This is a genomic window from Enterobacter sp. SECR19-1250 (assembly GCF_013391025.1).
GTDB classification, from domain to species: domain Bacteria; phylum Pseudomonadota; class Gammaproteobacteria; order Enterobacterales; family Enterobacteriaceae; genus Enterobacter; species Enterobacter cloacae.
Genome location: NZ_JACASJ010000020.1, coordinates 42,170 through 57,615, shown reverse-complemented (window position 1 = coordinate 57,615; position 15,446 = coordinate 42,170). Strand labels below are relative to the sequence as shown.

Here is a 15,446-nt window from a genome sequence, read left to right as displayed (position 1 = left end):
GAACGTAGATCTCACCAATAAATAGCCGTCAATACGGCGCTCACTTAACGCTTACGAAAGATGCTGCGCCCACCCCAGCGGGCTGCGTACCCATAAGCCGGGCCATGCCGCCTGCAGCGATGCCAGACCACCTGCATGGTCCAGGTGCTCGTGACTGAGAATAACGCCCTCTGGTTGCAGGTGATGCCAGCGTAACCACGGAATAATCAACTGCTGCGCACTGTCTCCCCCAGGCCAGCCGGGACCGGTGTCGTATAGAAGCGCTTTACCCTGCCGCTCAATAACCATTGATAGCCCCTGCCCCACATCCAGCATATGCAACGTCCAGCTATCGGTTTTCTCCGTTTGCATGAATGGGGATGCCAGCACGACAGTTCCTGTCAGACACACCGCCGGCATGCTTTTCCAGGAGCGAAAGCGCCAGCCGATAATGGCCAGCCAGGGCAGCAATGCCAGGTACTGCCAGCGCTCATCGACATCCTGCCAACCATCAGGCAGACGCTGCAACAGCCAGAACAATCCGGCCAGGGACTTATTTGCCGCAAACCATACGCCAGTCTCCAGGGAGACTAGCGGGAGCAGGTGCAGTAGCATACCGAGCAGGATCAGCGGAACCGAGATAAAGGTCACCAGCGGAACGGCAAAGAGATTGGCCACCAGCGAAGAGACGCTGAAGCCATGGAACATCAACACCTGCAAAGGCAGGAGCAGCAGCAACATCCCAACCTGCAGATAGAGTAAATTTACCAGGGGTCGCACCCGGCGAGTCCAGCGCCAGCTGGGGAGTGGCAGCCACTGATACCAGAAAATCAACGCCGCGACAGCAAACGCTGACAACACCAGGCTTTGAGAAAGCACCGCCAGCGGATCAACGATGAGTATCGCTGCAATACAGCTACACCAGACCTGCCATGCTGACCACTGACGCGCGCCGATCCGCAGAGCGGCCAGCACCGCAAGCGCGATGACCGTGCGTAATGCAGGCGGCTGCAGACCCGTCAGCCATGCGTAGAAGGCCGCAAAAAACAGTCCCGCAAGCAGTGGCATCTGCCAGCGGATCCACTGACACGGCAATAAAAACTGAATACCCCTGGCAAGCAACCAGACGATGGAAGCCGCCAGAGCGATGTGCAAACCCGAGATCGCCATCAGATGCGACGTGCCGGTTTCACGCATCAGTGTTTTTATTTCCCGGGGCACATCCAGGCGCTCGCCCATCCCCAGCCCCAGGATCACCGCTCCCCATCGATAGGCTGAAAGGGTGTCGTGCAGCGATGACAGATAGCGGGCACGCAAGCTACAGCGTTCATCAATTATTTCTGCCCGTGTAAAACGTCCGCTTAACGTTTGATGCCGGGCAAAAGCATTTCGCTGAGGATCATATCCCCCGTCGTTTAGTTCACCATGTACAGGCCTGAGCCTGAGCGTCATGGCCCAGCGCTGACCCGCGCAGGCCTTTTGCGGCAGGTAATTGCCATACAGCACGATGCCCGTCGATGCCCACCAGCGCTTACCATTAAGTGCAACGATTTTCCCCTGATGGACTGTTGCGCCATCGGTGGCGGTGATCTCTACCTCAGCCTTGACTGCACCGGTGGTTAAATGCTGCATCGGCCAGACGCTTTCCTGCGCTGCCAGAATACCCCACGCGCAAAATAACAACCCCATACCGATACACTTCAGACTGATGCTTCGCTGTAAGCCCAGCACCAACCCGCCGGCAACCATGATCCATACAGTATGCCGTGCAGGTAGTTCAGGTAACCAGAGTAGCGGCACTATCGCCAGAATGGCGCACAGACTTAGTGTGGGAATTCCCATTACGACCTCCCTGTTTCAGGGCGGCAGTATGTAAGAAGAGGGAGAGAGGCGTCAGTTGAATAAAATGCAGGTTACAGCGCGCGCTGCACTGTTTTTGTCGGTTTGCAGAAAACGACACGGGGATTGCGGCACGGCTTCAGAATAAAAACGATAAGTACAAAAAAAGCACCCGGAGGTGCTTTCTTTTGAACCCAGTTTAACCTGATGGCTAAACTCAGTTGCCGTAAATATTGGCGCGATCGCGCAGTTCTTTACCCGGCTTAAAGTGTGGAACGTACTTACCTTCCAGCTCGACTTTATCGCCAGTCTTCGGGTTACGCCCGGTACGTGGAGCACGATAGTGCAGAGAAAAACTACCGAAACCGCGGATTTCAATGCGCTCGCCCTGGGCAAGAGTGGTGGCCATATGCTCCAGCATCTCTTTTACGGCATCTTCCACTGCTTTAGCTGGGATATGCGGTTGCTGACTGGCAAGTCTTTCAATCAATTCTGACTTGGTCATGATTCCTCCGGTTCCTTTCAAACCAATTAGCTGAACAGCTCATTAAACAAGGGCGGCCGTAGCCGCCCTTTGTTATTGATTACAGGACGAATCCTGCAATCTGTCAAGTTTGCTCCTCATCCTTCGCGCGATAAATGCGTTACCGCTCAAAGGATGCTGAGGACTTGATATTACTCGCCTTTAGCTGCTTTGAAAGCTTCAGCCATTGCGTTGTTAGAGAAGTTTGCATCTTCCTGTTTGTTAACAGTAGCGATTGCATCTTTCTCGTCAGCTTCGTCTTTCGCACGAACAGACAGGCTGATTGCACGGTTCTTACGGTCAACACCGGTGAACTTAGCTTCAACATCGTCGCCAACGTTCAGAACCAGAGTGGCATCTTCAACGCGGTCACGTGAAGCTTCAGAAGCGCGCAGGTAACCTTCAACGCCGTCAGCCAGTTCTACGGTTGCGCCTTTAGCGTCAACTGCAGTCACTTTACCGTTTACGATTGCGCCTTTCTTGTTCAGTGCAACCCAGTTGTTGAACGGATCTTCTGCGAGCTGTTTAACGCCCAGAGAGATACGCTCACGCTCTGCGTCAACCTGCAGAACAACTGCTGCGATTTCGTCGCCTTTTTTGTATTCACGAACTGCTTCTTCGCCTGCAACGTTCCAGGAGATGTCAGACAGGTGAACCAGGCCGTCGATGCCGCCGTCCAGGCCGATGAAGATACCGAAGTCAGTGATAGACTTGATTTTACCTTCAACACGGTCGCCCTTGTTGTGGGTTTCCGCGAACTGCTGCCATGGGTTGTTTTTGCACTGCTTCAGGCCCAGGGAGATACGACGACGTTCTTCGTCGATATCCAGAACCATAACTTCCACTACGTCACCAACGTTAACAACTTTGGATGGGTGGATGTTTTTGTTGGTCCAGTCCATTTCGGAAACGTGTACCAGACCTTCAACGCCTTCTTCGATTTCAACGAAGCAGCCGTAGTCAGTCAGGTTGGTCACGCGGCCAGTCAGTTTGGTACCTTCTGGGTAACGCTTAGCGATAGCTACCCATGGATCTTCGCCCAGCTGTTTCAGGCCGAGGGATACACGAGTACGCTCGCGGTCGAACTTCAGCACTTTAACAGTGATTTCGTCGCCCACGTTCACGATTTCGCTTGGGTGCTTAACGCGTTTCCACGCCATGTCGGTGATGTGCAGCAGGCCATCAACGCCGCCCAGGTCAACGAATGCGCCGTAGTCAGTGAGGTTCTTAACGATACCTTTGACTTCCATGCCTTCCTGCAGGTTTTCCAGCAGCTGATCGCGTTCTGCGCTGTTTTCGGATTCGATAACGGCACGACGGGAAACAACAACGTTGTTACGCTTCTGGTCCAGCTTGATTACTTTGAACTCAAGCTCTTTGCCTTCGAGGTGCAGGGTGTCACGGACTGGACGAACGTCTACCAGAGAACCTGGCAGGAACGCACGAATACCATTCAGCTCAACAGTGAAGCCACCTTTAACTTTGCCGTTGATAACACCGACCACAGTTTCAGCTTCTTCGTAAGCTTTCTCCAGCGTGATCCATGCTTCGTGACGTTTAGCTTTTTCACGAGACAGCAGGGTTTCGCCGAAGCCGTCTTCTACTGCGTCCAGAGCAACGTCAACTTCGTCACCTACCTGGATTTCCAGCTCGCCCTGGGCGTTTTTGAACTGCTCTGCCGGAATGGCGGACTCAGATTTCAGACCGGCGTCAACCAGTACTACGTCTTTGTCGATAGCAACAACAACACCGCGAACGATGGAACCCGGACGGGTTTCGATTTCTTTTAAGGATTCTTCAAACAGTTGAGCAAAAGATTCAGTCATGTTTAATCTTCAGGTTAATATTAACGTCCACCTGGCTCCGTGCCGGATGGGGTTGTTTCACATACCCGCCGTCAATCCATTGCAGCGGGGGTACTGCTAAATCGGTCGCAATTACGCGAGTGCCAGTTTTTGGCGCGCATATTGTAGCGCTTTTTCAATCACTTGCTCAATAGTTAAACTGGTGGAATCCAGAACTAATGCATCTTCTGCAGGAACAAGTGGGGCGACGGCGCGGTTACGGTCGCGGTCATCGCGCTCTTTTATCTCGGATAAAAGGCGATCAAAGTTAACACTAAAGCCCTTCTCCTGCAACTGAAGCATGCGGCGTTGAGCCCGTTCTTCCGAGGAGGCGTCAAGGAAAATTTTCACTGGCGCATCAGGGAATACAACCGTCCCCATATCTCGCCCGTCAGCGATCAGGCCGGGTGCTTCACGGAAAGCACGCTGACGGCGTAACAGGGCCTCACGAACGCGCGGGAAAGCCGCTACCTGAGAGGCAGCGTTAGCAACCTCCTGCGTACGAATTTCGCCGCTCACATCTTCCCCTTCCAGGATCACTTCGAGGTTGCCATCGGTCGAGACAAAACGCACATCCAGATGCGCAGCCAGCGGAACCAGCGCCTCTTCAGACGCAACATCCACATGGTGATGCAGCGCTGCCAGCGCCAGCACGCGATAGATAGCTCCCGAATCTAAAAGATGCCATTGCAATGCTTCCGCCATCGCCTTGCACAGAGTTCCTTTCCCTGCGCCACTAGGCCCATCAATGGTGATTACCGGGGCAACTGCCGTCATCTTTTTCTCCTTAATAAAGGCATACCGTTAACATGAACGCCGCGCATTATACGCGCCAACGTGCGCAACTGTTACCTTTGCGTGCAAATTACGGAATTAATGAAGCAGAGTGTAGAAGAAATGTGCGGGAACAAACGTCAGAAAACGTAAGGAAATGCCGCATCGGGTGATGCGGCATCATGTCATCAGGCCAGTGTACTGATGCGGGCCAGCTGTTCGAAATAGTCCGGGAAGGTTTTCGCCGTACATTTCGGATCGAGGATCGTGACAGGTGTATCGGACAACGCCACCAGCGAGAAGCACATCGCCATACGGTGATCGTTGTAAGTTCCGATTTCCGCGAACTGCAGTTTTGCCGGAGGCGTCACGCGAATATAGTCTTCGCCCTCTTCCACTTCGGCGCCTACTTTACGCAACTCGGTAGCCATCGCGAACAGACGGTCGGTTTCTTTCACGCGCCAGTTGTAGATGTTACGCAGCGTCGTGGTACCTTTTGCAAAGAGCGCAGCGGTGGCAATGGTCATTGCCGCGTCAGGAATGTGGTTCATGTCCATATCGATGGCGTTGAGTTCACCACGTGTACAGGCGATGAAATCCTCCCCCCAGGTCACCACCGCACCCATTTTCTCCAGCACATCAGCAAAACGAATATCGCCCTGCACGCTGTTACGGCCAATACCGGTCACTTTCACCGTACCGCCTTTAATCGCTCCTGCCGCCAGGAAGTAAGACGCAGATGAGGCGTCACCTTCAACCAGATAGTTACCCGGAGACTGATACTGCTGCGCACCGCGAACCACGAAGCGCTGATACGCGTGGTTTTCCACCTCCACACCGAAGGTTTTCATCAGATGCAGGGTGATATCAATGTACGGCTTAGACACCAGGTCGCCCTTGATGGTGATGACCGTATCCTGCGGTGCCAGCGGTGCAGTCATCAACAGTGCCGTCAGGAACTGGCTGGAGACGCTGCCGTCCACCTCAACGTTGCCGCCGGTAAAGCCACCGCGAAGGCGCAGTGGTGGGTAATTCTCTTGCTCCAGATAGTCAATCTGGGCACCGCCCTGACGAAGGGCATCCACCAGATGACCGATCGGACGCTCTTTCATGCGCGGCTCGCCGGTCAGAACAATATTGTTGCTGCCCAGGCACAGAGCTGCCGCCAGTGGGCGCATGGCGGTTCCCGCGTTACCCAGAAACAGCTCCAGTTCCTCGGCTGAACGTAGCGCACCGCCGTTCCCCGTCACTTCACAGCGGGTACGGTCGTCAGACAGCGTGTAGTGAACTCCCAACGCTTTCAGCGCATTGAGCATATGGCGCACGTCATCGCTGTCCAGCAGGTTCGTGAGGACGGTGGTGCCGTTTGCCAGAGCTGCCAGCAGCAGAGCGCGGTTCGAGACACTTTTTGAACCAGGCAGATTGATGGTGCCATCTACCCGCGCGATAGGTTGTAACGTCAGGGATTCCATGAAACTTAACTCTCAACTCAACATAATAAAAACCCCGCAGCAGGGCTACGGGGGTGAAAACAGCGCAATCAACCGTGGCGACGTTCGAAGTCAATCATGAAATCGGTCAGGGCGTTAACGCCTTCCAGCGGCATGGCGTTATAGATGGAGGCGCGCATGCCGCCTACCACACGGTGACCTTTCAGCGCATGCAGACCTGCGGCGAAAGACTCTTCCAGGAATACTTTATCCAGGTTGCTGTCCGCCAGCTGGAACGGCACGTTCATGCGGGAACGGTTGGCTTTCGCCACATCGTTACGATAGAAATCACTCTTATCAATGACGCCGTACAGCAGTTCAGCTTTCTGCTGATTGATCTTGTCCATCTGCGCCACGCCGCCGTTTTGCTTCAGCCATTTAAAGACCAGGCCGGAGAGATACCAGGCAAACGTCGGTGGGGTGTTGAACATGGAGTCGTTATCGTTCAGCACAGTGTAATCAAGAATCGACGGGCAGGATTTATGCGCTTTACCCAGCAGATCGTCACGTACGATGACGATAGTCAGGCCTGCAGGGCCGATATTTTTCTGCGCACCCGCATAGATGACACCGTAGCGGCTGACGTCAATCGGCGCAGAGAGAATGGTGGAGGAGAAGTCAGCGGCAACCACCACGTCTTTACCGAAGTCCGGCGTCTCGTCGATGGCAATCCCGTCAATGGTTTCGTTCGGGCAGTAGTGCAGATACGCGGCGTTGTCAGAGAGCTGCCACTCGCTCATTGGCTTAACGGCACGCAGGCCATCAACGGTCACTTTGGCGTCGATGACGTTTGGCGTGCAATACTTGTGCGCCTCCTTCACCGCGCTGGCAGCCCAGTAGCCAGCGTCAACATAGTCTGCCGTGGTTTTGTCACCCAGAATATTCAGCGGTACGCCAGCAAACTGGCCGCGTCCACCACCGTGGCAGAACAATACTTTGTAGTTCGAGGGAATGTTCAGCAGATCGCGAAAATCCTTTTCTGCTTCTTCCGCCACCTGAATAAACTCTTTACCTCGGTGGCTGATTTCCATCACCGACGTACCCAGACCGTTCCAGTCACAAAGTTCCTGTTGAGCCTGTTTAAGCACGTCTGCCGGTAACATTGCCGGACCTGAACTGAAATTAAAGACTTGAGCCATTTCCCCTCACCACGCTAAAAGCCATAAGTTATAACTGTGGATATCGGTTTTATCATTCAGTGACACGCGCCGCAATGTCTAAAACTTATGACCGGTGAAATGTGCCCTTCGTCACACAATACAATCTGTCGCCTCGCTGTCACAAAACCGACAAAATGGCTGTCAGACAAGGCGTTTGGCCCGGCTAACCTTCGACCATTCCGGATTTGTACAGCGGGGACATAATTGATGATCGCCCACGTGCATGGCAACGACATGGCTACATCTTACACAGGCATATTCGCCGGATTCCGGTACCGTTTTAAACCGCTCGATCAACATATCCGGCAGAATACAGAGCCCTGGCTTAACCTCGTCGTCAGGATAGTAATACACGCTGATTTGCCCATTCGTTTCCATTATCGCCAGACGCACTTGCCCAAGCTGCTCCACGCTGTTCAGCCGCAGCTCCATAAAGAACTCAAATTCGGTCATATTGGCGCTTTGGACATTTTCCCAGGCCAGCTGTCCGTTCTCAACGATAACGACGGGTTTCCCTTCAAGCATGTCTTCCAGCTTTTCGCTTTTCGACATCAGCCACATGACCAGCCGGTAAAGCAGCGCCAGCGTGACGAAGACAATAAACACCGGCACCATTGGCACATCATCGTAAAAAGCGACATCCCCCGCCGCTGAACCCAGCGTCAGAATGATCAGCACCTCAAACAACGACATCTGCCGTACGCCACGCCGACCGGTGATTTTAAGAAACAGGAAGACCAGGACGAAGGTATACAGACTACGCAGCGCCACTTCGCCTAAAAATTCGGGTGGGACTTTATCAAACGCCATCCTTTGCAGATCGAATGCTTTCATTTTTTTATGCCTTAACAGTCAGTTACTGACAGTAAGCATAGCCCAGTCTTTTATTTTCGCCGGAGATAGCACCCGTCACGCAAAACCCGTATCATTGCGCGCTTTACGTACGATAAAAGTGAACGCCATGACTCAAACGTTTATCCCCGGCAAAGACGCCGCCCTGGAAGATTCCATCGCTCGCTTCCAGCAGAAACTGACCGACCTGGGCTTTAATATCGAAGAAGCCTCCTGGCTTAATCCAGTGCCTCACGTCTGGTCCGTGCATATTCGCGATAAAGACTGTGCACTGTGCTTTACCAACGGTAAAGGCGCGACGAAAAAAGCGGCGCTGGCTTCTGCGCTGGGTGAGTATTTTGAACGTCTGTCGACCAACTACTTCTTCGCCGATTTCTGGCTGGGTGAAACCATCGCTAACGGCCCGTTCGTTCACTATCCCAATGAAAAATGGTTCCCGCTGACCGAAGACGATGAACTGCCGGAAGACATTCTGGATGCGCGTCTGCGTGCGTTCTACGATCCGGAAAATGAACTGACCGCCAGCATGCTGATCGATCTGCAGTCGGGTAATGAAGAGCGTGGGATCTGCGCCCTGCCGTTCACCCGTCAGTCTGATGAACAGACCGTGTACATCCCGATGAACATTGTCGGTAACCTGTATGTCTCTAACGGCATGTCCGCCGGTAATACCCGCAATGAAGCGCGTGTGCAGGGGCTGTCAGAAGTGTTTGAGCGCCACATTAAAAACCGCATCATTGCTGAATCCATCAGTCTGCCTGAAATTCCGGCCGACGTGCTGGCGCGCTATCCGGGCGTGGTGGAATCCATTGCTAAGCTGGAGGCAGAAGGCTTCCCCATCTTTGCGTATGATGGCTCGCTGGGCGGTAAATACCCGGTTATCTGCGTTGTGCTGTTTAACCCGACGAACGGCACCTGCTTCGCCTCCTTCGGCGCGCATCCTGACTTTGGCGTGGCACTGGAGCGTACCGTCACCGAGCTGCTGCAGGGCCGTAGCCTGAAAGATCTCGATGTATTTACTCCACCAACCTTTGACGATGAAGAAGTGGCCGAGCATACCAACCTCGAAACCCACTTCATCGACTCCAGCGGTTTGATCTCCTGGGATATGTTCAAGCAGGACGCAGACTATCCATTCGTCGACTGGAGCTTTGCCGGTACGACCGAAGAAGAGTTCGCTACCCTGATGGCTATCTTCAACGCGGAAGATAAAGAAGTCTACATTGCTGACTACGAACATCTGGGTGTTTACGCCTGCCGTATTCTGGTGCCGGGCATGTCCGATATCTATCCGGCTGAAGATCTGTGGCTGGCGAACAACAGCATGGGTGCGCACCTGCGTGAAACGCTGCTGGCCCTGCCGGGCAGCGAGTGGGAAAAAGAGGATTATCTGAACCTGATCGCCCAGCTGGACGACGAAGGCCATGATGACTTCACGCGCGTACGTGAACTGCTGGGTCTGGCTACCGGTAAAGACAACGGCTGGTATACCCTGCGCATCGGCGAGCTGAAAGCGATGCTGGCGCTGGCTGGCGGCGATCTGGATCAGGCCCTGGCCTGGACCGAGTGGACCATGGAATTCAACCAGTCAGTGTTCTCTGCCGAGCGCACCAACTACTACCGCTGCCTGCAAACCCTCCTGCTTCTTGCGCAGGAAGAGGATCGTGAGCCACTGCAGTACCTGAATGCCTTCGTGCGCATGTACGGTGCCGAGGCGGTAGAAGCCGCCAGCGCGGCCCTGAGCGGCGAAGCGCCATTCTACGGACTGCAGGCGGTAGACAGCGATCTGAAAGCCTTCCCTGCGCATCAGTCGCTGTTGAAGGCCTATGAAAAACTGCAGAAAGCAAAAGCCGCTTATTGGTCAAAATAAGCGCATATAACATTATCAGCAGTAGGCGTATTTAATCGTCTGGGCTATATTACGGGGCAATTTCATTGCCCTGTTTTTTATTTTTTCGGCAATGAACGTTGAATGTAATAATAAAGTTAAATATGGGTAAATATAATAATATTTACCTGGGCTTTACTGTTACTTTTTATGGCAAATACTCCATATTAATTAACTGTTTCAGAGGTGGCCGACCGAAAAAATTCAACTCTTTTCATAACTTTTAAAATTTATTTTTACACGGATAATCAAAAACTTACACCGCAATTGTCGTAAAACCATACACACTGCGGGCCTATAAGCCAGGCGAGATATGATCTATATCAATTTCTCTTCTATAATGCTTTGTTAGTATCTCGTCGCCGACTTAATAAAGAGAGAGTTAGTGTGAAAGCTGACAACCCTTTTGATCTTTTACTCCCTGCTGCGATGGCCAAAGTGGCCGAAGAAGCAGGTGTCTATAAAGCAACGAAACACCCGATGAAGACGTTCTATCTGGCGATCACGGCTGGTGTGTTCATCTCTATCGCGTTCGTCTTCTACATCACTGCCACCACCGGTACTGCCGCGATGCCTTACGGCATGGCCAAACTGATTGGCGGCATTTGCTTCTCACTGGGTCTGATTCTGTGCGTTATCTGCGGCGCCGACCTCTTCACCTCAACGGTGCTGATTGTCGTAGCAAAAGCCAGCGGAAGAATTACCTGGGGTCAACTGGCGCGCAACTGGCTTAACGTCTATGTTGGTAACCTGATTGGCTGTCTGCTCTTTGTTTTGTTGATGTGGCTCTCTGGCGAGTATATGACCGCCAACGGTGGCTGGGGACTGAACGTCCTGCAGACCGCAGACCACAAAATGCACCACACATTTATCGAAGCGGTTGCACTTGGCATCCTCGCGAACCTGATGGTCTGTCTGGCGGTATGGATGAGTTACTCCGGCCGTAGCCTGATGGACAAAGCCATGATTATGGTTCTGCCGGTTGCGATGTTTGTTGCCAGCGGCTTCGAGCACAGTATCGCGAACATGTTTATGATCCCAATGGGTATTGTAATCCGCAACTTTGCGAGCCCGGAGTTCTGGACTGCAGTTGGTTCAACCCCGGAAAGTTTCTCTCACCTGACTATTATGAATTTCATTACTGATAACCTGATCCCTGTCACTATCGGGAACATTATCGGTGGGGGTCTGTTAGTTGGGTTGACATACTGGGTCATTTACCTGCGTGGCGACGATCATCATTGATGGTTATCTCAGGCAGTAAATAAAAAATCCACTTAAGAAGGTAGGTGTTACATGTCCGAGCTTAATGAAAAGTTAGCCACAGCCTGGGAAGGTTTTGCAAAAGGTGACTGGCAGAATGAAGTAAACGTACGTGACTTCATTCAGAAAAACTATACCCCGTATGAAGGTGACGAATCCTTCCTGGCTGGCGCAACTGAAGCGACCACCAAGCTGTGGGACAGCGTAATGGAAGGCGTAAAACTGGAAAACCGCACTCACGCGCCAGTTGATTTTGACACCTCCGTTGCTTCCACCATCACTTCTCACGATGCTGGTTACATCAACAAAGCCCTTGAGAAAATCGTTGGTCTGCAGACTGAAGCACCACTGAAACGTGCGATCATCCCGTTCGGTGGTATCAAAATGGTTGAAGGTTCCTGCAAAGCGTACAACCGCGAGCTGGACCCAATGCTGAAAAAAATCTTCACCGAATACCGTAAAACCCACAACCAGGGTGTATTCGATGTTTACACCAAAGACATTCTGAACTGCCGTAAATCCGGTGTTCTGACTGGTCTGCCAGATGCCTACGGCCGTGGCCGTATCATCGGTGACTACCGTCGCGTTGCGCTGTACGGTATCGACTTCCTGATGAAAGACAAATACGCGCAGTTCGTTTCCCTGCAGTCCGATCTGGAAAACGGCGTAAACCTGGAAGCGACCATCCGTCTGCGTGAAGAGATCGCTGAACAGCACCGTGCGCTGGGTCAGATCAAAGAGATGGCTGCTAAATATGGCTGCGATATCTCTGGTCCTGCAACTAACGCTCAGGAAGCTATCCAGTGGACCTACTTCGGCTACCTGGCCGCGGTTAAGTCTCAGAACGGTGCAGCAATGTCCTTCGGTCGTGTATCCACCTTCCTGGACGCGTACATCGAACGTGACCTGAAAGCAGGTAAAATCACCGAGCAAGACGCTCAGGAAATGATTGACCACCTGGTCATGAAACTGCGTATGGTTCGCTTCCTGCGTACCCCAGAGTATGATGAACTGTTCTCTGGTGACCCAATCTGGGCAACCGAATCTATCGGTGGTATGGGCGTAGATGGCCGTACTCTGGTCACCAAAAACAGCTTCCGCTTCCTGAACACCCTGTACACCATGGGTCCTTCTCCGGAGCCAAACATCACCGTTCTGTGGTCTGAAAAACTGCCTCTGAACTTCAAGAAATTCGCCGCTAAAGTGTCCATCGACACCTCTTCTCTGCAGTATGAGAATGATGACCTGATGCGTCCGGACTTCAACAACGACGACTACGCTATCGCATGCTGCGTAAGCCCAATGGTTGTTGGTAAACAAATGCAGTTCTTCGGTGCGCGTGCAAACCTGGCGAAAACCATGCTGTACGCTATCAACGGCGGCGTTGATGAAAAACTGAAAATGCAGGTTGGTCCTAAGTCTGAACCAATCAAAGGCGATGTGCTGAACTATGACGAAGTCATGGATCGCATGGATCACTTCATGGACTGGCTGGCGAAACAGTACGTTACTGCACTGAACGTTATCCACTACATGCACGACAAGTACAGCTACGAAGCCTCTCTGATGGCGCTGCATGACCGTGACGTTATCCGTACCATGGCGTGTGGTATCGCAGGTCTGTCCGTTGCTGCTGACTCCCTGTCTGCTATCAAATATGCGAAAGTTAAACCAATTCGTGACGAAGACGGTCTGGCTATCGACTTCGAAATCGAAGGCGAATATCCGCAGTTTGGTAACAACGACGCTCGCGTTGATGACATGGCGGTTGACCTGGTTGAACGTTTCATGAAGAAAATTCAGAAACTGACCACTTACCGTAACGCTATCCCGACTCAGTCTGTTCTGACCATCACCTCTAACGTTGTGTATGGTAAGAAAACCGGTAACACCCCAGACGGTCGTCGTGCTGGCGCGCCATTTGGCCCAGGTGCTAACCCAATGCACGGTCGTGACCAGAAAGGTGCGGTTGCCTCTCTGACTTCCGTTGCAAAACTGCCGTTTGCTTACGCGAAAGATGGTATCTCTTACACCTTCTCTATCGTGCCAAACGCGCTGGGTAAAGATGACGAAGTACGTAAAACTAACCTCGCGGGTCTGATGGATGGTTACTTCCACCACGAAGCGTCCATCGAAGGTGGTCAGCACCTGAACGTGAACGTCATGAACCGTGAAATGCTGCTCGACGCGATGGAACACCCTGAGAAATATCCTCAGCTGACCATCCGTGTATCTGGCTACGCAGTACGCTTTAACTCCCTGACTAAAGAACAGCAGCAGGACGTTATCACCCGTACTTTCACTCAGTCCATGTAACTGGAATTGACTGAAATCACGCGTTAAAAAGCGTACAATAAAGGCTCCACGTCAGTGGGGCCTTTTTCTTCCCCACCCCAGTCTCTTTTGGCCGCTATCTATACTGAATGGATAACAGCCAAAACAGACTCGACATAGCCTTTGAGCTGTGCATCAACACAGGCCCCGGGATGGGCCAAATTCGGAGATATCACCGCAATGTCAATTATTGGTCGCATTCACTCCTTTGAATCCTGTGGCACTGTTGATGGCCCGGGCATCCGTTTTATCACCTTTTTCCAGGGCTGCCTGATGCGCTGCCTGTACTGCCACAACCGTGACACATGGGATACGCACGGCGGCAAAGAAGTGACCGTTGAAGATCTGATGAAAGAGGTGGTGACTTACCGCCACTTTATGAACGCGTCCGGCGGAGGCGTCACCGCATCCGGTGGTGAAGCCATTCTTCAGGCGGAATTTGTGCGCGACTGGTTCCGCGCCTGCCACAAAGAAGGCATACACACCTGCCTCGACACGAACGGGTTTGTGCGCCGCTACGATCCGGTCATCGATGAATTGCTTGAAGTCACCGACCTGGTCATGCTCGATCTCAAACAGATGAATGATGAGATCCACCAGAACCTGGTTGGCGTATCCAACCACCGTACGCTGGAGTTCGCCAAATATATTTCAGCCAAGGGCATCAAAACCTGGATCCGCTATGTCGTGGTTCCAGGCTGGTCTGATGATGATGATTCCGCACATCGCCTGGGCGAATTTACCCGCGATATGGGCAACGTCGAGAAAATTGAGCTTCTGCCCTACCATGAGCTGGGTAAACATAAATGGGTGGCGATGGGTGAAGAATATAAGCTTGATGGTGTTAAGCCGCCGAAGAAAGAGACGATGGAGCGCGTGAAAGGTATTCTGGAACAATACGGACACAAGGTCATGTATTAAAGAAGAGGCCCGGTGAGAACCGGGCCTTTTTGTATTTTATTTAAAGACACCATTAATAATGGAAGTCACAATCGCAGTACTCAGCGCAACCAGGACCAGATCGTCACCGACCACGCGCCATTCATAGCCAGGATAGTTAGGGAGCTGGCCCAGCATGGAGGCTGGCACGGTTTTCTTCGCAATACCTGGAGGCAGTGGTTTGCCACGTGCGAGGTTTTTAGCAATGCCCGGAGGCAGCGATTCATACCCCGTTAATCCATAGTTCACTGCCAGATGGCGAGCATGATCGAAGCTCACGCGAGCATCGACATCATCGCTGACGCTTTTATTCGATTTACCCGGGTTGTCCATACCACTTTTTTTATTGCCATGAGTATCGGACATTCCGTTGCCATGATTGCCGGAATTCCCGTTGCCGTGATTACCGCCATTACCTTGTCCGCCACTGTTACCGTGACCACCACCGCCATTCCCGTTTCCAGGGTTAGCCATGACCGGTGCTGTAGCAAACGTTAAAGACAACACTACTGCCAGTGCGGTAGTGGTTAAACGACGTGTAGCCATGATTGCTGCCTTTTA

Annotated in this window: 12 protein-coding genes; 4 read left to right on the top strand and 8 right to left on the bottom strand. The window is 52.5% G+C overall.

The features are described 5' to 3' along the window. Positions 1–51: 51 nt before the first annotated feature. The 7 genes from HX884_RS07825 to HX884_RS07795 form a co-directional block, all read right to left on the bottom strand. Entirely contained in the window at positions 52–1,821 is a 1,770-nt protein-coding gene (locus HX884_RS07825; RefSeq protein ID WP_249166303.1) for a DNA internalization-related competence protein ComEC/Rec2, read from the bottom strand. Positions 1,822–2,035: 214 nt separating this feature from the next. Next, positions 2,036–2,323, bottom strand: coding sequence for an integration host factor subunit beta (gene ihfB, locus HX884_RS07820; protein ID WP_003858233.1), 288 nt, complete (start codon positions 2,321–2,323; stop codon positions 2,036–2,038). A 170-nt stretch (positions 2,324–2,493) separates the two neighbouring features. Further along, complete coding sequence (gene rpsA / locus HX884_RS07815) at positions 2,494–4,167, bottom strand: 30S ribosomal protein S1 (protein WP_008499966.1); 1,674 nt, start codon at positions 4,165–4,167, stop codon at positions 2,494–2,496. Positions 4,168–4,278: 111 nt separating this feature from the next. Beyond that, the gene (gene cmk / locus HX884_RS07810; protein WP_013097305.1) at positions 4,279–4,962 is read right to left on the bottom strand and encodes a (d)CMP kinase; all 684 of its coding nucleotides are present in this window, start codon (positions 4,960–4,962) and stop codon (positions 4,279–4,281) included. Positions 4,963–5,147: 185 nt separating this feature from the next. Beyond that, positions 5,148–6,431 (bottom strand): 3-phosphoshikimate 1-carboxyvinyltransferase, encoded by a 1,284-nt coding sequence (aroA, locus tag HX884_RS07805; protein WP_029882988.1) that lies wholly within the window; start codon positions 6,429–6,431, stop codon positions 5,148–5,150. 68 nt (positions 6,432–6,499) lie between these two features. Beyond that, positions 6,500–7,588, bottom strand: a complete 1,089-nt coding sequence (serC, locus tag HX884_RS07800; protein WP_095452844.1) for a 3-phosphoserine/phosphohydroxythreonine transaminase — start codon at positions 7,586–7,588, stop codon at positions 6,500–6,502. Between the two features lie 162 nt (positions 7,589–7,750). Beyond that, entirely contained in the window at positions 7,751–8,443 is a 693-nt protein-coding gene (locus tag HX884_RS07795; RefSeq protein ID WP_013097308.1) for a DUF421 domain-containing protein, read from the bottom strand. A 127-nt stretch (positions 8,444–8,570) separates the two neighbouring features. Here HX884_RS07795 and ycaO point away from each other — a divergent pair, with 127 nt between their 5' ends. The 4 genes from ycaO to pflA all read left to right on the top strand — a co-directional run bounded on the left by ycaO (position 8,571) and on the right by pflA (position 14,867). Further along, complete coding sequence (gene ycaO, locus HX884_RS07790; RefSeq protein WP_178327935.1) at positions 8,571–10,331, top strand: 30S ribosomal protein S12 methylthiotransferase accessory factor YcaO; 1,761 nt, start codon at positions 8,571–8,573, stop codon at positions 10,329–10,331. A 405-nt stretch (positions 10,332–10,736) separates the two neighbouring features. Further along, a complete protein-coding gene (gene focA / locus HX884_RS07785; RefSeq protein WP_013097310.1) occupies positions 10,737–11,594 on the top strand; it encodes a formate transporter FocA in 858 nt (285 codons plus the stop codon). Positions 11,595–11,645: 51 nt separating this feature from the next. Continuing rightward, entirely contained in the window at positions 11,646–13,928 is a 2,283-nt protein-coding gene (gene pflB, locus HX884_RS07780) for a formate C-acetyltransferase (protein WP_013097311.1), read from the top strand. A gap of 198 nt (positions 13,929–14,126) precedes the next feature. Then, positions 14,127–14,867 carry a pyruvate formate lyase 1-activating protein gene (gene pflA, locus HX884_RS07775; RefSeq protein ID WP_014831281.1) on the top strand — a complete coding sequence of 247 codons (741 nt, stop codon included), beginning with the start codon at positions 14,127–14,129 and terminating at the stop codon, positions 14,865–14,867. A 36-nt stretch (positions 14,868–14,903) separates the two neighbouring features. On the opposite strand, the gene HX884_RS07770 is transcribed toward pflA, so the two are convergent. Continuing rightward, the gene (locus tag HX884_RS07770; RefSeq protein WP_028028129.1) at positions 14,904–15,431 is read right to left on the bottom strand and encodes an anti-virulence regulator CigR family protein; all 528 of its coding nucleotides are present in this window, start codon (positions 15,429–15,431) and stop codon (positions 14,904–14,906) included. Positions 15,432–15,446: the final 15 nt, after the last annotated feature.